This is a genomic window from Pseudomonas sp. MPB23, from assembly GCF_046605395.1.
Taxonomy (GTDB): Bacteria; Pseudomonadota; Gammaproteobacteria; order Pseudomonadales; family Pseudomonadaceae; genus Aquipseudomonas.
Map to the genome: position 1 here is coordinate 41,236 of NZ_CP176771.1, position 20,712 is coordinate 61,947.

The 20,712-nt window shown below is 62.3% G+C and carries 21 protein-coding genes; 13 read left to right on the forward strand and 8 right to left on the reverse strand.

The features are described from left to right. Positions 1 to 80 precede the first annotated feature (80 nt). From ACLH0J_RS00175 to ACLH0J_RS00200, 6 genes are all read left to right on the forward strand, one after another. Positions 81 to 1,001, forward strand: a complete 921-nt coding sequence (locus ACLH0J_RS00175) for a LysR family transcriptional regulator (protein ID WP_411390356.1) — start codon at positions 81 to 83, stop codon at positions 999 to 1,001. Between the two features lie 88 nt (positions 1,002 to 1,089). Beyond that, positions 1,090 to 2,484 carry a uracil-xanthine permease family protein gene (locus ACLH0J_RS00180; RefSeq protein WP_411390357.1) on the forward strand — a complete coding sequence of 465 codons (1,395 nt, stop codon included), beginning with the start codon at positions 1,090 to 1,092 and terminating at the stop codon, positions 2,482 to 2,484. An 87-nt stretch (positions 2,485 to 2,571) separates the two neighbouring features. Then, positions 2,572 to 3,231, forward strand: coding sequence for a TetR/AcrR family transcriptional regulator (locus ACLH0J_RS00185; RefSeq protein WP_010567635.1), 660 nt, complete (start codon positions 2,572 to 2,574; stop codon positions 3,229 to 3,231). 11 nt (positions 3,232 to 3,242) lie between these two features. Continuing rightward, positions 3,243 to 3,824 (forward strand): IMPACT family protein, encoded by a 582-nt coding sequence (locus ACLH0J_RS00190; RefSeq protein ID WP_411390358.1) that lies wholly within the window; start codon positions 3,243 to 3,245, stop codon positions 3,822 to 3,824. A 56-nt stretch (positions 3,825 to 3,880) separates the two neighbouring features. Further along, positions 3,881 to 4,567, forward strand: a complete 687-nt coding sequence (locus ACLH0J_RS00195; RefSeq protein WP_411390359.1) for an SDR family oxidoreductase — start codon at positions 3,881 to 3,883, stop codon at positions 4,565 to 4,567. A gap of 146 nt (positions 4,568 to 4,713) precedes the next feature. Then, positions 4,714 to 6,069, forward strand: a complete 1,356-nt coding sequence (locus ACLH0J_RS00200; protein WP_411390360.1) for an 8-oxoguanine deaminase — start codon at positions 4,714 to 4,716, stop codon at positions 6,067 to 6,069. Here the strand turns inward: ACLH0J_RS00200 and ACLH0J_RS00205 are convergent, their stop codons facing one another. Continuing rightward, positions 6,070 to 7,161, reverse strand: coding sequence for a calcium:proton antiporter (locus ACLH0J_RS00205; protein ID WP_411390361.1), 1,092 nt, complete (start codon positions 7,159 to 7,161; stop codon positions 6,070 to 6,072). It abuts the gene before it with no gap. Positions 7,162 to 7,354: 193 nt separating this feature from the next. Between ACLH0J_RS00205 and ACLH0J_RS00210 the strand changes: the two genes are divergently transcribed. Next, positions 7,355 to 8,308 carry an adenosine deaminase gene (locus ACLH0J_RS00210; RefSeq protein WP_321142506.1) on the forward strand — a complete coding sequence of 318 codons (954 nt, stop codon included), beginning with the start codon at positions 7,355 to 7,357 and terminating at the stop codon, positions 8,306 to 8,308. A 100-nt stretch (positions 8,309 to 8,408) separates the two neighbouring features. Here ACLH0J_RS00210 and ACLH0J_RS00215 read toward each other — a convergent pair whose 3' ends face one another. The 3 genes from ACLH0J_RS00215 to ACLH0J_RS00225 form a co-directional block, all read right to left on the reverse strand. Then, entirely contained in the window at positions 8,409 to 9,776 is a 1,368-nt protein-coding gene (locus ACLH0J_RS00215) for an MFS transporter (RefSeq protein WP_411390362.1), read from the reverse strand. Positions 9,777 to 9,893: 117 nt separating this feature from the next. Further along, positions 9,894 to 10,589: an ArsR/SmtB family transcription factor gene (locus tag ACLH0J_RS00220; RefSeq protein ID WP_411390363.1), complete on the reverse strand. Its 696-nt coding sequence runs from the start codon at positions 10,587 to 10,589 to the stop codon at positions 9,894 to 9,896. A gap of 137 nt (positions 10,590 to 10,726) precedes the next feature. Further along, positions 10,727 to 11,653, reverse strand: coding sequence for a LysR family transcriptional regulator (locus tag ACLH0J_RS00225; protein ID WP_411390364.1), 927 nt, complete (start codon positions 11,651 to 11,653; stop codon positions 10,727 to 10,729). A gap of 118 nt (positions 11,654 to 11,771) precedes the next feature. Here ACLH0J_RS00225 and ACLH0J_RS00230 point away from each other — a divergent pair, with 118 nt between their 5' ends. The 3 genes from ACLH0J_RS00230 (at position 11,772) to ACLH0J_RS00240 (ending at position 13,552) form a co-directional block, all read left to right on the forward strand. Next, a complete protein-coding gene (locus ACLH0J_RS00230) occupies positions 11,772 to 12,065 on the forward strand; it encodes a putative quinol monooxygenase (protein WP_411390365.1) in 294 nt (97 codons plus the stop codon). Positions 12,066 to 12,210: 145 nt separating this feature from the next. Then, entirely contained in the window at positions 12,211 to 13,224 is a 1,014-nt protein-coding gene (locus tag ACLH0J_RS00235) for a zinc-binding alcohol dehydrogenase family protein (protein ID WP_411390366.1), read from the forward strand. Between the two features lie 145 nt (positions 13,225 to 13,369). Further along, a complete protein-coding gene (locus tag ACLH0J_RS00240; RefSeq protein ID WP_078835590.1) occupies positions 13,370 to 13,552 on the forward strand; it encodes a hypothetical protein in 183 nt (60 codons plus the stop codon). An 8-nt stretch (positions 13,553 to 13,560) separates the two neighbouring features. On the opposite strand, the gene ACLH0J_RS00245 is transcribed toward ACLH0J_RS00240, so the two are convergent. Further along, positions 13,561 to 14,754: a multidrug effflux MFS transporter gene (locus ACLH0J_RS00245; RefSeq protein WP_411390367.1), complete on the reverse strand. Its 1,194-nt coding sequence runs from the start codon at positions 14,752 to 14,754 to the stop codon at positions 13,561 to 13,563. A gap of 85 nt (positions 14,755 to 14,839) precedes the next feature. Beyond that, positions 14,840 to 15,031, reverse strand: coding sequence for a heavy-metal-associated domain-containing protein (locus ACLH0J_RS00250; RefSeq protein WP_411390368.1), 192 nt, complete (start codon positions 15,029 to 15,031; stop codon positions 14,840 to 14,842). 148 nt (positions 15,032 to 15,179) lie between these two features. Between ACLH0J_RS00250 and ACLH0J_RS00255 the strand changes: the two genes are divergently transcribed. The 3 genes from ACLH0J_RS00255 (at position 15,180) to cueR (ending at position 18,229) form a co-directional block, all read left to right on the forward strand. Continuing rightward, entirely contained in the window at positions 15,180 to 15,560 is a 381-nt protein-coding gene (locus ACLH0J_RS00255; protein WP_411390369.1) for a hypothetical protein, read from the forward strand. A gap of 66 nt (positions 15,561 to 15,626) precedes the next feature. Next, complete coding sequence (locus ACLH0J_RS00260; RefSeq protein WP_411390370.1) at positions 15,627 to 17,828, forward strand: heavy metal translocating P-type ATPase; 2,202 nt, start codon at positions 15,627 to 15,629, stop codon at positions 17,826 to 17,828. Next, on the forward strand, positions 17,825 to 18,229 hold the full coding sequence (gene cueR / locus ACLH0J_RS00265) for a Cu(I)-responsive transcriptional regulator (protein ID WP_411390371.1): 405 nt from the start codon (positions 17,825 to 17,827) through the stop codon (positions 18,227 to 18,229). The genes ACLH0J_RS00260 and cueR overlap by 4 nt, the downstream gene beginning before the upstream one ends. A gap of 81 nt (positions 18,230 to 18,310) precedes the next feature. On the opposite strand, the gene ACLH0J_RS00270 is transcribed toward cueR, so the two are convergent. Together ACLH0J_RS00270 and ACLH0J_RS00275 are read right to left on the reverse strand one after the other, a co-directional pair. Continuing rightward, positions 18,311 to 19,210, reverse strand: coding sequence for a PA4780 family RIO1-like protein kinase (locus tag ACLH0J_RS00270; RefSeq protein WP_010567652.1), 900 nt, complete (start codon positions 19,208 to 19,210; stop codon positions 18,311 to 18,313). Between the two features lie 134 nt (positions 19,211 to 19,344). After that, a complete protein-coding gene (locus ACLH0J_RS00275; protein ID WP_411390372.1) occupies positions 19,345 to 20,622 on the reverse strand; it encodes an acetyl-CoA C-acetyltransferase in 1,278 nt (425 codons plus the stop codon). Positions 20,623 to 20,712 lie beyond the last annotated feature (90 nt).

The following is a 20,712-nucleotide window of genomic DNA, read 5'->3' on the forward strand; positions in this document are numbered from 1 at the left end:
GTTCTTGCAGCTAAATTGCCACGGGGATAAAGTCGATGAAATCCAACTCTTCTAACCTTCAGTCAGGCCTTCACTAAACTATGAGCAGCCGTCGACACGATCCCCTGGCCCAAGTCAGCGACTTCGATATCCGCCTGTTGCGCATCTTTCGCAGCGTCGTGGAATGCGGTGGCTTCTCCGCGGCGGAAACCGTACTAGGCATCGGCCGCTCGGCCATCAGCCAGCAGATGAGCGACCTTGAACAACGCTTGGGCCTGCGCCTGTGCCAACGGGGCCGTGCCGGTTTCTCCCTCACCGAAGAAGGCCGCGAGGTCTATCAATCGGCACTGCAACTATTAAGTGCGCTGGAAAGTTTCCGCACTGAGGTAAACGGCCTGCACCAGCATTTGCGCGGCGAGTTGATCATTGGCCTGACCGACAACCTGGTCACCCTGCCCCACATGCGCATCACCCATGCCCTGGCCCAATTGAAGGAGCGTGGTCCGGACGTGCAGATCCAGATCCGCATGATCGCCCCCAACGAAGTCGAACAAGGTGTACTCGACGGCCGCCTGCATGTCGGCGTAGTGCCTCAGGCCAGCGCCCTGTCCGGGCTTGAGTACCAACCGCTGTACAGCGAACGCTCGTTGCTCTATTGCGCGGTTGGCCACCCGCTGTTTTATGCCGACGACAAGCAACTGGACGACGAGCGCATCAACGCCCAGGACGCGATCGCCCCGACCTTTCGATTGCCCGCCGAGATCCAGGCCCATTACCAGGCACTCAATTGCACCGCCAGCGCTTCGGACCGCGAAGGCATGGCCTTCCTGATCCTAACCGGCCGCTATATCGGCTACTTGCCCGATCACTACGCCAGCCTGTGGGTACAACAAGGCCGACTACGTGCTCTGAAATCGGCTACGCGTTTTTACGATTTAAGCCTGGCATCGGTCACGCGCAAGGGCCGTCGCCCTCATTTGGTGCTGGAAAGCTTCCTGGAAAGCCTGGCGGCAACGCGCTAACTCGGGCCTTGCGCAAAAAGCTGAGCAACTGGACAGCTTTTTGCAAGGACACGGGGACCTAGAACCGTCCGCCTCGAGTTTGCCCACCATGCCACCAGAATCCTCCAGCCCCAGCGACCTGATCTATGGCCTCAACGACCGCCCCAAACCCGCCCCGGCACTGCTGGCCGCACTGCAACATGTGCTGGCCGCGTTCGTCGGCATCATCACCCCGCCGCTGATCATCGGTTCCACCCTGGGCCTCACCGCCCATTTGCCCTACCTGATCAGCATGGCGCTGATGGTGTCCGGCGTCGGCACGTTCATCCAGGCGCGTAGGCCGTTTGGTATCGGCGCAGGGATGATCTGCCTGCAAGGCACCAGCTTCGCGTTTCTCGGTGCGGTGCTGTCGGCGGGTTTCCTGGTGAAGCAACGCGGCGGCAGCCCTGAGGACATCATGGCGATGATCTTCGGCGTGTGCTTTTTCGGTGCCGCGGTGCAAATCGTGCTGAGCCGCTTTATCGGCCAACTGCGCCGGGTGATCACACCGCTGGTGACCGGGATTGTGATTACCCTGATCGGTATCAGCCTGATCAAAGTGGGCATCACCGATCTGGGCGGCGGCTTCAACGCCCCTGACTTCGGCGCGCCCATCAACCTGGCACTGGGCGTGTTCGTGGTCCTGACGATTATTCTGCTCAACCGCTCCAACACACCGTGGGTGCGCCTCTCGGCGATCATCATCGGCCTGGCCCTCGGCAGCCTCGCGGCCTGGTTCAGCGGCAAACTGGTGCCCCACGCCCTGCCCGACTTGCCGTTGATCAGCGTGCCAATCCCCTTCCGCTTCGGTTTCAACTTCGACTGGAGCGCTTTCCTGCCGATCGCGCTGATTTATCTGATCAGCAGCATCGAAACCGTGGGCGATCTCACCGCCAACTGCATGATCGCCCGCCAGCCCATCAGCGGCCCTTCTTATATAAGTCGGCTCAAGGGCGGCGTGCTGGGCGATGGCGTCAGTTGCATGATCGCCGCCACCTTCAGCGCCTTTCCCAATACCACCTTTGCCCAGAACAACGGCGTGATCCAACTCACCGGCGTGGCCAGCCGTTACGTCGGCCTGTATATCAGCGTGGTGCTGTTTTGCCTGGGCCTGTTCCCTCTGATTGGCGCGGTGCTGCAGCAAATCCCCAAACCGGTATTGGGCGGCGCGACCCTGGTGATGTTCGGCAGCGTGGCCGCCGCCGGCGTGCGCATCCTCGCCCAGGTGCCGTTGGACCGACGCAGCATGCTGATCATCGCGACATCGTTTGGCGTGGGCCTGGGCATCGCCGCACAGCCCAATTTGTTGCATTTGATGCCAACCCTGGTGCAGAACCTGTTCGACTCGGCCATCACCAGCGGCGGGTTGACTGCGATTGCGTTGTGCCTCCTGTTACCGGAAGCCAAAGTGACCGCCACGGCGGCAAAGCACGCGCCGGAGAGCGACACACTGGAACCGCTTTGACGGTTTTATTGCATCAGGACTTGTCTGAGGCTTGAGGGTGAGTAATCTGTGCACACGTCGTCTCTATCGATCAGCACGGAAACCTCCATGAGCCTCGAAGTTCCTGCCCACAGCATCCACGCCGGTAAGCCCGCCAGCCGCATTCGTCAAAAGAACGAACAGGCGATTCTCCAGGCTGCTGAAGATGAGTTCGCGCGTCATGGCTACAAAGGCACCAGCATGAACACCATCGCCGCCAGTGCCGGGCTGCCGAAGGCCAACTTGCACTACTACTTCACCAACAAGCTGGGCCTGTATATCGCCGTGCTCAGCAATATCCTGGAGTTGTGGGACAGTACCTTCAACGCGCTGACCGCCGAGGATGACCCGGCCGAAGCGCTGACCCGCTATATCCGTACCAAGATGGAGTTCTCGCGGCGCCAGCCCCAGGCCTCGCGGATATTCGCCATGGAGATCATCAGCGGCGGCGAATGCCTCACCGAATATTTCAGCCAGGATTATCGCGCCTGGTTCAGCGGCCGGGCGGCGGTGTTCCAGGCCTGGATCGACGCCGGCAAGATGGACCCCATCGACCCCGTGCACCTGATCTTCCTGTTATGGGGCAGTACCCAGCACTACGCAGACTTTGCCACCCAGATCTGCCGCGTCACCGGTCGCACCAAGCTGACCAAGCAGGACATGGACGATGCCGGCACCAACCTGATCCACATCATTCTCAAGGGCTGTGGCATCAAGCCAGCCTACTGAAGACACGACTTATGCCTTTCACGCTCACAGGCCTTTGCGAATTTCGTGAAGAAATACGCAAAAGCCGCTTTATTACCCTCGCGGCACCGATCACCAGCCCGCAGGAAGCCCAGGCGTTCTTCGAGCAGCACAGCGACCTGAACGCCACGCACAACTGCTGGGCCTGGAAACTTGGCGATCAATACCGCAGCAGTGACGACGGCGAACCCGGCGGTACCGCTGGGCGGCCGATCCTTGCGGCCATCGAGGCACAAGGTTTTGATCAGGTCGCCGTGCTGATCATTCGCTGGTACGGCGGTATCCAACTGGGCACCGGCGGTCTCGCGCGCGCGTATGGGGGTGGCGCGAATAAATGCCTGCAAACCGCGGAGCGCATCGAGCTGATCAGCCGCGTGCCGCTGAGCTGCGCCTGCGGGTTCTCCGAATTGAACCTGGTCAAACTGCGCGTGGCCGAACACGGCGGGCTGGTCGTCGAGGAAAACTTCACCGCCAACGGTGTGGAGCTGCAACTGGCGATGGGCGAAGCCCAGATCCAGACCCTGCAAACCCAGCTCGCCGACTTGAGCCGCGGGCGCATCCTGCTGCAACGTTGAAGCTGCTACTGTTGTCCACCGAATTCCCTGAACCGCGATGTCAAAGGAAGCCCTTCATGTCTACGCCAAAAACCGCTCTGATCATCGGCGCCTCACGCGGGCTGGGCCTTGGCCTGGTCAAGCAATTGCTCAAGGACGGCTGGGAAGTGACCGCCACCGTGCGTGATCCGAGCAAGGCCGACGCCCTCAAGGCCGTGGGCCCGGTGCAGATCGAGAAACTCGACATGGACGATCAGCAAGCCGTGATCGCCCTGAGCCAGCGTCTCAAGGCGCGCACCTTCGACCTGCTGTTCGTCAACGCAGGCGTCAAGGGCCCGGCCAATCAAGAGCCCGGCCACGCCACCCTGGCCGAAGTCGGCCAACTGTTCTTCACCAACGCCGTGGCACCGATCAACCTGGCCCAGCGTTTTGTCGGGCAGATCCGCAAGGATAGCGGCGTGCTGGCCTTCATGAGTTCGGTACTGGGCAGCGTGACCATTCCCGACGGCTCCGACCTGGCGCTGTACAAAGCGAGCAAGGCCGCGCTCAACTCCATGACCAACAGCTTCATCAACCAACTCGGCGACCACAAACCCACCGTGTTGTCGCTGCACCCTGGCTGGGTGAAGACCGACATGGGCGGCGAAAACGCCCACATTGATGTCGAGACCAGCGTGCGCGGCCTGGTGGACCAGGTGAATGCCTATACCGGCAAGGGCGGCCATCACTTCATCGACTACAAAGGCAACACCATCGCCTGGTAAGGCCCACAGGAGCGTTATCGGCCGATTGCCGTCGATAACGCTCCGCGCGTAGACTGCGCACCTCGCCCTCACCGGCGACCCTGGATCAGCAGACAGGGCAACACTGAGCTGGCAAACCTGAACCCATCATTCAGAGGAGCCGGCCCATGCCTGCGACCCGTATCTGGTTAAAAACCCCTCTCGCGATTTTCACTGCCAACGGCCTCGATGCCCGTGGCGGCCTGGTGCTGCAAGACGGTGTGATCGCCGAAGTGCTGGCCCTGGGGCAAGTACCCGCACAGCCTTGCGCCGAGGTGTTCGATGCTCGCGAGCATGTCGTCCTTCCCGGCCTGATCAACACCCACCATCATTTCTACCAAACCCTGACCCGCGCCTGGGCGCCGGTGGTCAACCAACCCTTATTCCCCTGGCTGAAAACCCTGTACCCGGTGTGGGCACGGCTCACCCCGGAAAAACTCGCCCTGGCCACCAAAGTCGCACTGGCCGAACTGTTGCTCTCGGGTTGCACCACGGCGGCCGATCACCACTATTTGTTCCCCGATGGGTTGGAACAGGCGATTGATATGCAGGTGCAATGCGTGCGCGAACTGGGCATGCGCGCCATGCTCACCCGCGGTTCGATGAGCCTGGGCGAAGCGGACGGCGGCCTGCCACCGCAGCAGACCGTGCAACAAGGCCAGGTAATCCTCGACGACAGCCAACGCCTGATCCGCGAATACCACCAGCGCGGCGACGGCGCGCAGATCCAGATTGCCCTGGCGCCCTGCTCGCCGTTTTCCGTCACGCCGCAGATCATGCAAGCCAGCGCCGAACTGGCCAACAGCCTCGACGTGCGCCTGCACACCCATCTGGCGGAAACCCTCGACGAAGAAGACTTCTGCCTGCAACGCTTCGGCCTGCGCACCGTGGACTACCTCGACAGCGTTGGCTGGCTCGGCCCACGTACCTGGCTGGCCCATGGCATTCACTTCAACCCGGATGAAATTGCACGCCTGGGCGCCGCCGGCACCGGTATCTGCCATTGCCCAAGCTCGAACATGCGCCTGGCTTCCGGTATCTGCCCGACCCTGGACCTGCTCGCCGCTGGCGCACCGATCGGCCTCGGCGTCGACGGTTCGGCCTCCAACGATGCGTCGAACATGATTCTCGAAACGCGCCAGGCCCTGTATATCCAGCGCCTGCGCTATGGCGCGGAAAAAATCACCCCCGAAGGGGTACTGGGCTGGGCGACCCGGGGGTCGGCACAGTTACTCGGGCGTACGGATATCGGCGAATTGGCCGTAGGCAAACAGGCTGATCTGGCGCTGTTCAAACTCGATGAACTGCGCTTCTCCGGCAGCCATGATCCGATTGCCGCACTGCTGCTGTGCGGCGCGGACCGGGCTGATCGGGTGATGATCGGCGGCACATGGCGCGTGATTGACGGTCAGGTTGAAGGCCTGGACCTCAAAGGCTTGATCGCCGATCACAGCCAGGCCGCGCGACAGTTGATCGCCGGCTGACTACACCCCCAGCAGCGACAGCATGATAAACGTCGCAAACAGCACGAAATGGGTCATCCCTTCGATGGCGTTGGTTTCGCCATCGTTGAGGTTGATCGCGCTGACGATCAACGTGATGAGCACCATGACGGTCTGCACCGGTGTCATTGCCATCTGAAACGGCTGGCCGGTGTAAAGCGCCATGGCTTCCATCACCGGCACCGTCAGAATCACCGTCGATAACGAGGCACCCAGCGCGATGTTGACCACCGACTGCATGCGGTTGGCCAGGGCCGCGCGCAAGGCGGTCAGAATCTCCGGCGCCGCGGAAATGGCTGCCACCACAATCGCCGTGACCACCGGCGGCGCGCCTGTACCTTCCAGTCCCAGGTCGAGGGTCTTGGACATCACCTCGGCCAGCGCACCGATCACAATCACGCCAAACACCAACGTACCGACGGAGAACGCCAGGTTCACCGGCGGCTCGATCTCGTCTTCCGGTAGTTTCTTGCGGCGTTTTTCCGGGTAGCGGTAGCTGAAGAAGTAACTGTGGGGCCCCACCTGCATCCTCAGGAACAAGGTGTAGAGCACCACCATCGCGCCGATGGTGAAGGCCGAGTAAATTTTCCAATCGGCTTTGGGGATAAATTCCGGCACCACCATCGACACCCCCATCGCGGTGAGGATCATCACGCTGTAGGTGCGCGCCGAATCATCGTTGTAGGACTGTTCACCATGCTTGATGCCGCCCATCAGCGCGGCCAGGCCGAGGATGCCGTTGATGTCGAGCATCACCGCCGAGTAGATGGTGTCGCGCACCAAGGTGGGCGACGCCTCGTTGCTCATCATGATCGCCAGGATCACCACCTCCACCAGCACGGCGGCCAGGGTCAGGATCATGGTGCCGTAGGGGTCGCCGACTTTTTCTGCCAGTTGCTCGGCATGATGGGCGACACGCATGGAAGCCATCACGATAAAGCCGATCAGCGCCAAACCGGCCAGCAGCGCCACCGATTGCCCGCTGTGCAGCATCCAGTGTTCCAGCGGGTAGGCGACGATGGCGGCAATCAGCGCCAGTAGCATGTATTTTTCTTGCTTGAGGGAAGTGAGCATTCCGGGCCTTATCAAACGGTGAATCAGTCAGTGATGGGGTACAGACTGCGTTGCGCTGCTAACGTTTCGTTACACCTTAGTTCACACAGCGCTTGCGTGAATAAAGTGAATCCTCTCCTGCTGGTCAGGTTTTGCCAAATATTTCAGCCATGGCCTGTAGAATGCCGCCATTGCACCTGATGAGATTTTAGACATGTACGACTGGCTCAACGCCCTGCCCAAGGCGGAACTGCACCTGCACCTGGAGGGCTCGCTGGAGCCTGAGTTGCTGTTCGCGCTGGCCGAGCGCAACAAGATCGCGCTGCCGTGGAACGACGTCGAAACCCTGCGCAAGGCCTACGCCTTCAACAACCTGCAAGAGTTTCTCGACCTGTATTACCAAGGCGCCGACGTGCTGCGCACCTCCCAGGATTTCTACGACCTGACCTGGGCCTACCTGCTGCGCTGCAAAGAACAGAACGTGATCCACACCGAACCCTTCTTCGACCCGCAAACCCACACCGACCGTGGCGTGCCGTTCGAAGTGGTGCTCAACGGCATCGCCGCCGCACTCAAAGATGGCGAGCAGCAACTGGGCATCACCAGCGGTTTGATCCTCAGTTTCCTGCGCCACCTGAGCGAAGCCGAAGCCGAGAAGACCCTCGACCAGGCGCTACCGTTCCGTGATGCGTTCGTGGCCGTGGGCCTGGACAGTTCGGAAATGGGGCACCCGCCGAGTAAGTTCCAGCGCGTGTTCGATCGTGCCCGTCACGAAGGCTTCCTCACCGTGGCCCACGCCGGCGAAGAAGGCCCGCCCGAGTACATCTGGGAAGCCATTGACCTGCTGAAAGTCCAGCGCATCGACCATGGCGTACGCGCCATCGAAGACGAGCGCCTGATGCAGCGCATCATCGACGAGCAGATCCCGCTGACCGTGTGCCCGTTGTCCAACACCAAGCTGTGTGTGTTCGACGACATGGCCCAGCACAACATCCTCGACATGCTCGAGCGTGGCGTGAAGGTGACGGTGAACTCGGATGACCCGGCGTACTTCGGCGGCTACGTCACCGAAAACTTCCATGCGCTGTACACCGCCCTGGGCATGACCCAGGACCAGGCCAAACGCCTGGCGCAAAACAGCCTGGATGCGCGACTGGTCAAGCCGTAACTGAAAATGTGGGAGCGGGCTTGCTCGCGATTGCGCGGTGTCAGTCGCTAAATATTTGACTGAGCCACCGCAATCGCGAGCAAGCCCGTTCCCACATTTGTTAGGAACTCAACTCTTCCAGCGTCTTGCCCTTCGTTTCCATCCCGAACACCCACACCACCAGCGCCGCCACGGCAAAACACAGCGCGCCTAGGGCAAACACCCCGCCCTGCCCGGTAATCGGAAACACCAGCCCGGTCACCATCGGCCCGAGCAGCGAGCCGACCCGGCCAATCGCCGAGGCAAACCCCGAGCCCGTCGCCCGCGCCGAGGTGGGGTACAGCTCCGGTGTGTAGGTGTACAGCACCGCCCACATGCCAAACAAAAAGAACTGCATCAGCAGGCCAGAGGTAATCAGCAGACCGACATTGCCGCCGAACACAGCACTCTGCCCATACAGAAACGCCATCACCCCGCCGCCCAGCAAGGTCACGACGCACACCGGTTTACGCCCCCAGCGTTCCACCAGCCACGCCGCCATCAGGAAGCCCGGAATCCCGCCCAGGGAAATGATCACCGTGTAATACACCGATTGGGTCACCGCAAAACCCGACTGCTGCAGCAAGGCGCTCAGCCAGGAAGTGAGCCCATAAAAGCCGAGCAACGCGAAGAACCACACGCTCCAGATCATCATCGTGCGCTGGCGATATTGCACCGACCACAACTGCTTGAACGCCGAGAAAAAATCTCCCGGCGTGGTCTGCACCCGAGGCAGGCGGATCGGTTCCGGCAAATCGGCCCGGCCCAGCGAGTCGCGGACTTTCTGCTCGATGCCCGACAACACCGTGTCCGCCGTTTCATGCCGGCCCGCCTGTTCCAACCAGCGTGGCGACTCCGGGATGAAAAAGCGGATCGCCAGCACAAACACCGCCGGCACCGCCAACACCAGGAAGATGTCGCGCCAGCCAATCACCGGCAACAAAAAGTAAGACAGCACACCCGCCGCCACAAAGCCCAGGGGCCAGAATCCGTCCATCAAGGCGATATAGCGCCCGCGCTTGTTGGCGGGAATCAACTCCGACAGCATCGACTGCGCTATCGGAAATTCCATGCCCATGCCGATGCCCAACAGGATGCGAAACAGCGTCAGCGTTTCCACAGTTTGCGCCGTGGAGCACAGGTAGCTGGCGAGTCCCCATAACACGATGCTCCACTGGAACACCGGCTTGCGACCGAAGCGGTCGGCGAGCATCCCGGACAACGACGCGCCCACCACCATGCCGAAAAAACTCGAACTGGCGAGCAACCCGGCCTGGGCCGAACTCAGGCCGAACTCGGTTTTGATCGAGCCCAACAGGAACGTCATCATGGCCAGGTCCATGGAGTCGAAGAAAAACGCCAGGGCAATGATGATAAAGATCACACGGTGATAGCCGCTGATGGGCAACCGTTCAAGCCGTTCCGCTGCGCTATAGCCTTGCCTACCCATGCCGCATCCCCTCTGTGAAAAATCCCCTCATCGAGTGTGCGGCATGGGTTTTCCGGGTTATTGCTGGATGCGACCCGACTGAAACTCTAAACGACGCGCCTACCGGCAAATCGGCGGCTAGGGCGCGTCCGATGCCGCCAACCGGCCGATTTCCTCCAGCCCGGTATCGCTGACCAGCAAGGCGCGGGACTCGTTGTGGATGCTGACCCAGTTCAACTGTAAGAACAGTTGCAACAACCCCGCCCCCAGCGCGCCCCCCAGGTGCGGTTGCTGCTGGCTCCAGTCGGAACAATCACACACCACCGGCGACGCCAGTGCCTGGGTAAAAATGCCCAGGTTCGCCAGCTGTCGTGCGCCTTTGGGGGTGACGTCGATGCGCGGGTCACAACGTTCGACCCAGCCCGCCGACATCATTCGCTGATACAGGCCCGCCGCCAGCTCGCCGCCAAGGTGGCCCTGGCACAGCCGGGCGCGGCGCAACTGCGGCGGCGCCACCAGGGCCACCGCCGAGGCATTGGGGGCGCTGCGTACCGCACTGGCCAATGTGGTGCTGGCCAAGGCGTCGATGGCGGTGCTGACATCGGCCGCCGCCATCCGAAACACCCGTGTGCCACGCCGGGCCTCGACCCGCAGCAAACCGCTGCCGGTCAGCCGCGCCAGGTGCGCATTGGCCGACGCGGGCGACAGCTCGGCGAGCGCGGCCAATTCCGCCGAGGACTTGGCCGAGCCGTCCATCAATGCCCAGAGCATGGCGGTGCGTTTGGGATCGGCGAGCAAGCTGGCGATTTGACTGATGCAAGGTGCCTGTTCCATCTGTTCACTCCCTGTTAAATCATTTGTCTGCTGCTGTTGGCGCCAAAGTATAGGTGCGCACGCCGCCGGTTCCGCGGCGTCTGACAGCACAGATAGGGACAGGTTTTGAGTGAAATTTCCTTATGTGATGGAGGCTATTACGTAAAGCTTGCTCGATCCGGCCACTGAGCGGTCAAAGTCGCACAGCGGGACACGAGCATTTCCCGCAGTAGATTGATGGGTTTACTCAGTTGCGCACGGTGGGCGCACAACAGATTCAGCGGTGTCCGCTCGCCACGCAACTCCGGCAGGATCACGCGCAAGCGTCCGGCCAGCACATCGGCGCTCACATCCAGCCAGGATTTATAGGCAATGCCCACGCCCGCCACCGCCCAGCGCCGCACCACATCGGCATCGTCGCTGAAGCGGTCACCGCTGACCGTCAGGCTGACGTCGCGTTTGCCGTCATGGAAACTCCAATGGTCATGAACCCGGCTGCCGAGCATGTACAGCAGGCAATTGTGCTGGGCCAGTTGCTCCAAGTGTCGGGGCTCGCCGTGGCGTGCGAGATAGCTGGGCGCGGCACACAGCACACGCACATTCTGCGGCGCGACGGGCAGCGCGATCAGGCTGGAATCTTCGGGCTCGCCGTAGCGCAGGGCGATGTCCACCGGTTGGCGGAACAGATCGGCAATGCGATCGCCCAATAGCAGACGCACGCTGAGTTGGGGGTACTCACGCTGGAACTCATCCAGCCACGGCAGCAGTTGGTTGCGGCCGAAATCCGAAGGTGCGGACAGTTGCAGGACCCCGCTGACGTGATCCTGGCCACTGGCCAACAAGCGCCGTCCTTCATCCAGGGAACTGAGCGCCGCGCGGGCATATTCGAGGAAACCCTCGCCCTCGGCGGTTAACCGCAGGCTGCGGGTCGAACGCGCCAGCAAGCGCGCGCCCAGTTGCTGTTCGATGCGTTTAAGCGCCGCACTGGCCACCGCCGGGGACAGGTCCATCCCCCGCGCCGCCGCCGACAGGCTGCCCAGGTCGGCCGCACGCACAAACAACTGCAAATCATCAAAGCGCAGCATGCATTCCTACCCATTATCAAAATTTTATTGAAACAGACTGCTGTTTTAGCCGCTTTTATCTGCAAGAGAAATAGCCAATCATCTGCCCATCCCGCTCATCACGTGTCTGGAGTTGAACATGTCCACTGCTTTTAACGTCATCGCCACGCTGATCGCCAAGCCCGGCCAACAGGCCATCCTCGAACCTTTGCTGCGTGGCCTGCTGGCGCCGACGCGCCTGGAAGCCGGTTGCGAGCAATACGACCTGCACCAGGACCTGCAACACCCCGAGACCTTCTACATGCTCGAACGCTGGGCCGACGACGCCGCACTGGCCGCCCATGACCAGAGCGCGCATATCCAGAGTTTCCGCACCAAGGCTGCCGATGTGATCGAACACTTTGAACTCAAGCGCCTGAAGTTTCTCGCCTGACCGCCCCATTTTTCTGTAGGAGCGAGCTTGCTCGCGAACAACTCAAGAGCACCGCGATTCGCCATAGAGACACTGCGTCATCGTTAACGATTTTCGCGAGCAAGCTCGCTCCTACAGTCAATCAGCGTATTTTCCCGGAGACACCATGAAAGCCATCGCCTACTACGCATCACTGCCGATCACCGATCCAAACGCGCTGCAAGACATCGAACTGCCAGCCCCCGTCGCCGGCCCGCGCGATCTGCTGGTGGAAGTCAAAGCCATCTCGGTCAACCCGGTAGACACCAAGGTGCGCCAGAACGTCGCCCCGGAAAACGGCGCCGCCAAGGTGCTGGGCTGGGACGTGGCGGGCGTGGTCAAGGCCGTCGGCAGCGAAGTGACGCTGTTCAAGGCCGGCGACAAGGTGTTCTACGCCGGCTCGCTGGTGCGTCCGGGCGGCAACAGTGAGTTGCACACCGTGGACGAGCGCATCGTCGGCCATATGCCCAAGAGCCTGGGTTTCGCCGACGCCGCCGCCTTACCGCTGACAGCCATCACCGCCTGGGAATTGTTGTTCGAGCGCCTGCAGGTGCGTGAAGGTAAAGAAGATCAAGGCCAGAGCCTGCTGATCGTCGGCGCCGCCGGTGGCGTGGGTTCGATCCTGACCCAACTGGCTCGCCAGCTCACCGCATTGAAAGTCATCGGCACCGCCTCGCGCCCGGAGACCCAGGCGTGGGCCAAGGCCCTCGGCGCTGACTTGGTGATCGACCATAGCCAGCCGCTGAGCGAAGCGCTGAAAACCGCTGGCCATCCGCACGTGACCCACGTCGCCAGCCTGACCCAGACCGAGCATCACCTGGATCAACTGGTGGAAGCCCTGCAACCCCAGGGCAAGCTGGCGCTGATCGACGATCCCAAGGCGCTGGACGTGAGCAAACTCAAGCGCAAGAGCCTGTCGCTGCATTGGGAGTTCATGTACACCCGCTCGATGTTCGAGACGCCGGACATGATCGAGCAACACAACCTGCTCAACCGCGTGGCCGAGCTGATAGACGCCGGCATCCTGGAAACCACGGTGGGCGAGCACTTCGGCGTGATCAACGCGGCGAACCTGCGCCGTGCCCATGCGCTGCTGGAAAGCGGCAAGGCCAAGGGCAAAATCGTGTTGGAAGGCTTCTGAAGGGGCCGCATCGGTGCCGTCTGTTATTCATCCGATTGATGGACGGCGCCATTAGTCCGAGAGTTGACCTCTGTCATATTTGTGAGCGTATTCGGGTTTATATTGGCGGCCTTTGCCACGATTCTTTTACGTGAGGAAGTCAGCAATGAAAATCCTGATAAAAGCGTTAGCAAAATCCCCCGGCCATAAATGGCAGGTCCGTCTCAATAAGGACGCGTTCACCTTCCGCACCGAGGCCGAGGCCCGCGAGTTCGCCGAGACCCTGCAAGCCCGGATCCAGGCCCCTCACCGCTTTCCGATCAGCCAGCAACGCTCCGCCGCTGGCTGACCCGCACCTCAGACCTGCGCCTGCGCGGCCCTCGCCCGTTGCAGGCGCTGGGTCGCCATCGCAATCGTCACCGCCAACACACCGCACAAGCAGATGACCATGGCCATCGGCATGGCGGTGCCGTCGTGCAGCACGCCCACCAACGATGCCGCGCCCGCCGCCACGCCAAACTGAATGCAGCCGAGCAACGCCGAAGCGCTGCCGGCCCGCGCGCCCTGCCCGCTCATGGCACAGGCCGAGGTGTTGGGCAAAATACAGCCCAGGCTGGCGATGCAGATAAACAGCGGCACCAACAACGGCCACAAAGCCTCGGTGCGCAAAGCGGCAATGCCCAACAGCGCCAACGCCGCCAGCAGGTAGACCCACACCGTGCGCGACAGCAAAAACGCCGGACCGCGCCGGGCCAGCAAGCGCGCATTGACCTGCGCCACCAGAATGAATCCCGCAGCGTTGGAGCCGAACAACCAGCCGTAATGCTCGGCGGGTACGCCGTACAGTTTGATAAATACAAAGGGCGAACCGGCGATGTAGGCAAACATCCCGGCAATCGAAATACCGCCGGTCAAGGCATAGCCGAGGTAAACCCGGTCGGACAACAACGCGCCATAGCGGCGCAGCGACCCGGACAACGGCTGACGTGGCTGATGGGCCGGGAAGGTTTCCGGCAAACCGACCGCCACAGCGACGGCGGCCATCACGCTGAACAGCGAAAGCGTCAGGAAGATCGACTGCCAGCCCCACAACCCGACCATCAACCCGCCCGCCAACGGCGCGAGGATCGGTGCCAGGCCGGTCACCAGCATCAATTGCGAATAGACCTTGGCCGAGCCCACCGCATCACATTTGTCGCTGACCACCGCCCGGGAAATCACCATGCCCGCGCAGCCGCCCAGGGCCTGCACGAAGCGCGCAGCGATCAGCCATTCCAGGGACGGTGCAAAGGCACAGGCAAAGGACGCCAATGTAAACAGGGTGACGCCGCTGAGCAGCGGCCCGCGTCGGCCAAACCGGTCGGCGAGCGGGCCGTAGATCAATTGACCGATGGCCAGGCCACCGAAATACACCGCCAGGGTCAGTTGGATGTGCTTTTCATCGGTGGCAAACGCCGTGGCCATGGCCGGAAAGCCCGGCAGGTAAAAATCGATCGCCAGCGGCGCGAAGGCGCTCAAGGCACCCAGAATCAGGAGTATGCGGAGGTTCATCAGGCACCCAAGTGTGTCGGCAGCCGAACAGTCTAGCCGCGCTTGAGTGCCTTGAACATTAAGTTAGCTCGCTATCTATTAAAATTCAGACGACGCTGTAGCCCTCTTCGCGGATCAACCCGGCGATCACTTCGTGGCTGAGCTGGCTTTGCACGCTGACTTGCTTGGCCGCGAGGTCCACCGTCACTTCGGCCGCCGGGTCCTGGCTCTTTATCGCCTGGGTCACGGCCTTGACGCAGTGGCCGCAGGTCATTCCTTCAACGCTGAATACTTGCATGACATGACTCCTTTGATGAGGTTGGACGCAGTGTCGACCTTGCCACGATGGCAAGGTCAAGTTCCAAGAATCTCTGCCGGGCTGGTATTCGGCGGCAACGTCGGCCAAGCTTGGGCCTTTCTTAGATGTGAACCACGGAGCATTCGCCATGCGCTGGTCGTTTTTTGGCCTTGTCGGCCTGATGTGCTTGTCTGCCGCTGCGCCCCCGGCCCAGGCCGCAGAAGACTATGCAGTGCTGATCATTTCCCGGGAACGCCTGGAAGTGCCGACCAATTGCGAGATCGGCCTGTACATCAATGACCAGTTGTCGGGCCGGCTGTTCCAGGAACAAGCCACCTCGTTCAACTTGCCGGCGGGCAATGTGTCTCTGCGCCTGAAACTGTTGCCCGGGCAAGCGCCGGGCTGCCTGCCGAGCCTGCTGGCGCCCCCCGCGCAGAACATTACGTTGAAGGTCGGTGACGTGCGCAAATTACGCATCGCCCAAGGCCCGGAAGGCATGTACCTCAAGCCTGCGGCATTGGGATACTAAAGACGCTTGACCTTCCCCACAGGTCAAGGTTGATCCTAGGGGCAACGTCTTCAGGAGGACTGCCCCATGAATGGAACCACCACCTTTGACCTGCCCATCGGCGGCATGACCTGCGCCAGCTGCGCCGGACGGGTCGAGCGCGCGCTGGGCAAGGTGCCGGGGGTGCAAAGCGTCAGCGTGAACCTGGCCAACGAGCGCGCCCACATCGAAGTGCTCGGCCAGATGGACCCCGCCGTGCTGATCGCCGCCGTCGACAAGGCCGGCTACACCGCCACCCTGCCCCAGAGCGAAACGGCCACCGAGGCCAGTCAGGCCCAGCACCTGCACCACGAACGCTGGGCGCTGCTGCTGGCCATTCTGCTCGCGTTGCCGCTGGTGCTGCCGATGCTGGCACAACCCTTCGGCGTGCACTGGATGCTGCCCGCCTGGGTGCAATTCGCCCTGGCGACACCAGTGCAATTCATCTTCGGTGCACGCTTCTATATCGCCGCCTGGAAAGCTGTGCGCGCCGGCGCCGGCAATATGGACCTGCTGGTGGCCATCGGCACCAGCGCCGGCTACGGCCTGAGTATTTACGAATGGCTCACCGCCCCGGCGGGCAGCATGCCCCATCTGTACTTCGAAGCCTCGGCGGTGGTGATCGCCCTGGTGCTGCTCGGCAAATACCTGGAAAGCCGCGCCAAACGCCAGACCGCCAGCGCCATCCGGGCCCTGGAAGCCTTGCGGCCGGAGCGGGCGGTTCGCGTGGTCGACGGCCGCGAAGAAGACGTCGCCATCAGCGCGCTGCAGCTCGGCGACCAGGTGCTGGTCAAACCCGGCGAACGCTTCCCGGTGGACGGGGAAGTGGTGGACGGCCAAAGCCATGCCGACGAAGCGCTGATCAGCGGCGAAAGCCTGCCGGTACCGAAACAACCGGGCGACAAGGTCACCGGCGGCGCCATCAACGGTGAAGGCCGCCTGCTGGTGCGCACCCTGGCCCTGGGCGCGGAAAGCGTGCTGGCGCGAATCATCCGCCTGGTGGAAGACGCCCAGGCGGCCAAGGCGCCGATCCAGAAACTGGTGGATAAAGTCAGCCAGGTGTTCGTGCCGACGGTGCTGGTGCTGGCAGTGATCACGCTGCTGGGCTGGTGGCTCTATGGCGCCGCGCTGGAGACCGCGATCATCAATGCGGTCGCCGTGCTGGTGATCGCCTGCCCATGTGCCCTGGGCCTGGCCACACCGACCGCGATCATGGCCGGCACCGGCGTCGCCGCGCGCCATGGCATTCTGATCAAGGACGCCGACGCCCTGGAACGTGCCCATGCCGTCAGCGTCGTGGTGTTCGACAAAACCGGCACCCTCACCTCCGGCACGCCGAAAATCGCCCATCTGGCCGCAGTGGACGGCAATGAATCCCACGTGCTGCAACAAGCCGGCGCCTTGCAGCGCGGCAGCGAACATCCGCTGGCCAAGGCCGTGCTGGATGCCTGCGCCGAGCAAGGGCTGAGCGTCGCGGATGTGAGCGCCAGCCAGTCCCTGACCGGACGCGGCATTGCCGGCACGCTTGATGGCCAGGCGCTCGCCCTGGGCAACCGCCGTCTGCTGGCAGAAAGCGGCCTGAGCGAAGGCGACCTGGCCAACTCCGCCACCGCCTGGGAAGCCGAAGGCCGGACCTTGTCCTGGTTGATCGAACAAGGTGCGCAGCCGCGCGTGCTGGGACTGTTCGCCTTCGGAGACACCCTCAAGCCCGGTGCGCTCGAGGCCGTGCAGCAGCTCAAGGCGCAGCACATCAGCAGCCATTTGCTTACCGGCGACAATCGCGGTAGCGCACGCGTGGTCGCCGAGGCGCTGGGCATCGACGATGTGCACGCCGAAGTGCTGCCCGCCGAAAAAGCCGCCACCGTCGCCGAGCTGAAAAAAACCGGCGTGGTGGCGATGGTCGGCGACGGCATCAACGACGCCCCGGCCCTGGCCGCTGCCGATATCGGTATCGCCATGGGGGGCGGCACCGACGTGGCGATGCACGCGGCCGGCATCACCCTGATGCGCGGCGACCCACGCCTGGTGCCCGCCGCCCTGGAAATCAGCCGCAAGACCTACGCCAAAATCCGCCAGAACCTGTTCTGGGCCTTTGTGTATAACCTGATCGGCATTCCCCTCGCGGCGTTCGGCCTGCTCAACCCGGTCCTCGCCGGCGCGGCCATGGCCTTGTCCAGCGTCAGCGTGGTGAGCAATGCGCTGCTGTTGAAAACCTGGAAACCCAAGGATCTGGAGGATCGACACCCATGAACATCGGCCAGGCCGCCCGCCACAGCGGGTTGAGCGCGAAGATGATTCGCTACTACGAATCCATCGGTCTGCTCAAAGCCGCCCATCGCGCCGACAGCGGCTATCGCGTGTACGGTGACGACGACTTGCACACCCTGGCGTTCATCAAACGCTCGCGGGACCTGGGGTTTTCATTGGAAGAAGTCGGCAAGCTGCTGACGTTGTGGCAGGACCGGCACCGCGCCAGCGCCGATGTGAAGGCCTTGGCGCGCCAGCACATAGAAGAGTTGAACCAAAAGATTCTGGAGCTGGGGCAACTGCGCGATACCTTGCAGGACCTGGTCGATCACTGCCAGGGCGATCATCGCCCGGACTGCCCGATTCTCAAGGAGTTGGCGTCCGGAAGCTGCTGCGCCGGATGATGTAACTGACGGCACACACAATCCAATGTGGGAGGGGGCTTACCCCCTCCCACACTTTTCAGATTGCCACTTGCCGGGGGATCACTGCATCCACGGCGGCGGCGGTGGCTCGTCAGGTGTTTTGCTCGGTGGCGCATCATCCGCCGCCCGAATCGCCTGGCGACGCTCTTCATCCAGCCGCGCGGCTTCGATCTCGCGGATCACACCGCCCACGTCCGCCAACTCTTCCGGCTCGTCGAACTCGCCGGTCAGGACGCTGGCCGGGTGCAAGGTGCCGGCTTCGTACAAGGCCCACATTTCCTTGGCGTACTTGGTCTTTTTCAACTCCGGGGCAAAGCGCCCGAAGTAGGAGGCCATGTTGCCCACATCCCGCTCCAGCATGCTGAACGCGTGGTTGTTGCCCGCCGCATCCACCGCTTGGGGCAGGTCGATGATCACCGGGCCCGTGGGCGTGAGCAGTACGTTGAACTCGGACAGGTCACCGTGCACCAGGCCGGTACACAGCATCAGCACGATCTGGGAAATCAGGAAGGCGTGGTATTCACGCGCCTGGTCCGGCTCCAGCGTCACGTCATTCAGACGCGGCGCCGCATCGCCGTATTCGTCGGCCACCAGTTCCATCAACAGCACGCCTTCGAGGAAGTCGTACGGCTGAGGCACGCGAACGCCCGCACCGGCCAGGCGGAACAGTGCCGCCACTTCAGCGTTCTGCCAGGCATCTTCGGTTTCTTTCTTGCCGAACTTGGAGCCCTTGGCCATGGCCCGGGCCTGGCGGCTGTTACGGACCTTACGGCCTTCCTGGTATTCGGACGCTTGACGAAAACTTCGTTTATTCGCCTCCTTGTAAACCTTGGCGCAACGCAATTCGTTGCCGCAGCGCACCACATAAACAGCTGCTTCTTTACCACTCATGAGTGGGCGCAGCACTTCGTCGACCAGACCGTCTTCGATCAGGGGTTCAATGCGTTTAGGAGTCTTCATCAGCTTTTATTGTGGGTCCTTTATTACCAAATACGCGTATGGCACTCGTTATACGGCAATCGGCTCGCCGGTGGGAGAGGCTACCGACCTCTGACCACTCAAGAATGCATCCAATATGCCAGTTTCGCCGGCAATCAACGCTCGATGATCGCAGTGACACCTTGGCCGCCGGCCGCACAGATCGAAATCAACCCGCGCCCCTTGCCCGCCGCATCGAGCAACTTGGCGAGGTTGGCGACGATGCGCCCGCCGGTGGCGGCAAACGGGTGGCCGGCGGCCAGGGAGCTGCCCTTCACATTGAGCCGGCTGCGGTCGATGGACCCCAGCGGCGCGTCCAGCCCGAGGCGGGTCTTGCAGTAATCCGCATCCTCCCACGCCTTGAGCGTGCACAACACCTGGGCAGCGAACGCTTCGTGGATCTCGTAGTAATCGAAATCCTGCAGCGTCAGACCATTCCTGGCCAGCAAGCGCGGCACCGCATACACCGGCGCCATCAGCAGGCCTTCGGCGCCGTTGACGAAATCCACCGCCGCCGCCTCGCCATCGCGCAAATACGCCAGGATCGGCAGGCCGCGTTCCCGGGCCCAGGCTTCGCTGCCCAGCAACACCAGGGAGGCACCGTCGGTGAGCGGCGTGGAGTTGCCGGCGGTGAGCGTGCCCTTTTCGCTGCGCTCGAAGGCGGGCTTGAGCGCGGCGAGTTTTTCCAGGGTCAGGTCGGGGCGCAGGTTGTTGTCGCGGGTCAGGCCCAGAAACGGCGTGAGCAGGTCGTTGTGCCAGCCTTCGGCGTAGGCGGCGGCCATTTTCTGATGGCTTTCCAGGGCCAACTGGTCTTGCTCGGCGCGGGGAATCTGCCAGGTCTGGGCCATCCGTTCGCAATGCTGGCCCATGGACAGACCGGTACGCGGCTCGCCGTTGCGCGGCAGCTCAGGTTTGAGGTGATGGGGCCGAAGTTGTAACAGGAGTTTTAATTTATCCGCCATGGACTTGCTGCGGTTGGCCTGCAGCAGAATCTGGCGCAGGCCTTCATTCACGCCGATCGGCGCGTCGGAGGTGGTGTCCACGCCGCCAGCGATGCCGCATTCGATCTGGCCCAGGGCGATTTTGTTGGCCACCAGCAGCGCTGCCTCAAGCCCGGTACCGCACGCCTGCTGAATGTCGTAGGCCGGGGTTTGCGGTGACAGGCGCGAGCCCAGCACACATTCGCGGGTCAGGTTGAAGTCGCGCGAATGCTTGAGCACCGCGCCGGCGGCCACCTCGCCCATGCGCAGGCCGTGCAGGTTGTAGCGTTCGATCAGGCCTTCCAGGGCGGCGGTGAGCATCGCCTGATTGCTCGCGGTGGCATAGGGGCCATTGGAGCGGGCGAAAGGAATGCGGTTACCGCCAATGATCGCTACACGGCGCAATTGAGTCATGGAAAGCTCCCTGTCTGTTGTGGGCTGGATATCTGAGCCTAGTCGAACGACTGCTACCCTGGGGTGGTCAACCCTTTGAACCCCAGCCTT

Excerpts from the sequence above, each read along its gene's own strand:
- ACLH0J_RS00175 (WP_411390356.1), top strand. The coding sequence starts at position 81 with ATGAGCAGCCGTCGACACGATCCCCTGGCCCAAGTCAGCGACTTCGAT.
- ACLH0J_RS00180 (WP_411390357.1), top strand. The coding sequence starts at position 1,090 with ATGCCACCAGAATCCTCCAGCCCCAGCGACCTGATCTATGGCCTCAAC.
- ACLH0J_RS00185 (WP_010567635.1), top strand. The coding sequence starts at position 2,572 with ATGAGCCTCGAAGTTCCTGCCCACAGCATCCACGCCGGTAAGCCCGCC.
- ACLH0J_RS00190 (WP_411390358.1), top strand. The coding sequence starts at position 3,243 with ATGCCTTTCACGCTCACAGGCCTTTGCGAATTTCGTGAAGAAATACGC.
- ACLH0J_RS00195 (WP_411390359.1), top strand. The coding sequence starts at position 3,881 with ATGTCTACGCCAAAAACCGCTCTGATCATCGGCGCCTCACGCGGGCTG.
- ACLH0J_RS00200 (WP_411390360.1), top strand. The coding sequence starts at position 4,714 with ATGCCTGCGACCCGTATCTGGTTAAAAACCCCTCTCGCGATTTTCACT.
- ACLH0J_RS00205 (WP_411390361.1), bottom strand. The coding sequence starts at position 7,161 with ATGCTCACTTCCCTCAAGCAAGAAAAATACATGCTACTGGCGCTGATT.
- ACLH0J_RS00210 (WP_321142506.1), top strand. The coding sequence starts at position 7,355 with ATGTACGACTGGCTCAACGCCCTGCCCAAGGCGGAACTGCACCTGCAC.
- ACLH0J_RS00215 (WP_411390362.1), bottom strand. The coding sequence starts at position 9,776 with ATGGGTAGGCAAGGCTATAGCGCAGCGGAACGGCTTGAACGGTTGCCC.
- ACLH0J_RS00220 (WP_411390363.1), bottom strand. The coding sequence starts at position 10,589 with ATGGAACAGGCACCTTGCATCAGTCAAATCGCCAGCTTGCTCGCCGAT.
- ACLH0J_RS00225 (WP_411390364.1), bottom strand. The coding sequence starts at position 11,653 with ATGCTGCGCTTTGATGATTTGCAGTTGTTTGTGCGTGCGGCCGACCTG.
- ACLH0J_RS00230 (WP_411390365.1), top strand. The coding sequence starts at position 11,772 with ATGTCCACTGCTTTTAACGTCATCGCCACGCTGATCGCCAAGCCCGGC.
- ACLH0J_RS00235 (WP_411390366.1), top strand. The coding sequence starts at position 12,211 with ATGAAAGCCATCGCCTACTACGCATCACTGCCGATCACCGATCCAAAC.
- ACLH0J_RS00240 (WP_078835590.1), top strand. The coding sequence starts at position 13,370 with ATGAAAATCCTGATAAAAGCGTTAGCAAAATCCCCCGGCCATAAATGG.
- ACLH0J_RS00245 (WP_411390367.1), bottom strand. The coding sequence starts at position 14,754 with ATGAACCTCCGCATACTCCTGATTCTGGGTGCCTTGAGCGCCTTCGCG.
- ACLH0J_RS00250 (WP_411390368.1), bottom strand. The coding sequence starts at position 15,031 with ATGCAAGTATTCAGCGTTGAAGGAATGACCTGCGGCCACTGCGTCAAG.
- ACLH0J_RS00255 (WP_411390369.1), top strand. The coding sequence starts at position 15,180 with ATGCGCTGGTCGTTTTTTGGCCTTGTCGGCCTGATGTGCTTGTCTGCC.
- ACLH0J_RS00260 (WP_411390370.1), top strand. The coding sequence starts at position 15,627 with ATGAATGGAACCACCACCTTTGACCTGCCCATCGGCGGCATGACCTGC.
- cueR (WP_411390371.1), top strand. The coding sequence starts at position 17,825 with ATGAACATCGGCCAGGCCGCCCGCCACAGCGGGTTGAGCGCGAAGATG.
- ACLH0J_RS00270 (WP_010567652.1), bottom strand. The coding sequence starts at position 19,210 with ATGAAGACTCCTAAACGCATTGAACCCCTGATCGAAGACGGTCTGGTC.
- ACLH0J_RS00275 (WP_411390372.1), bottom strand. The coding sequence starts at position 20,622 with ATGACTCAATTGCGCCGTGTAGCGATCATTGGCGGTAACCGCATTCCT.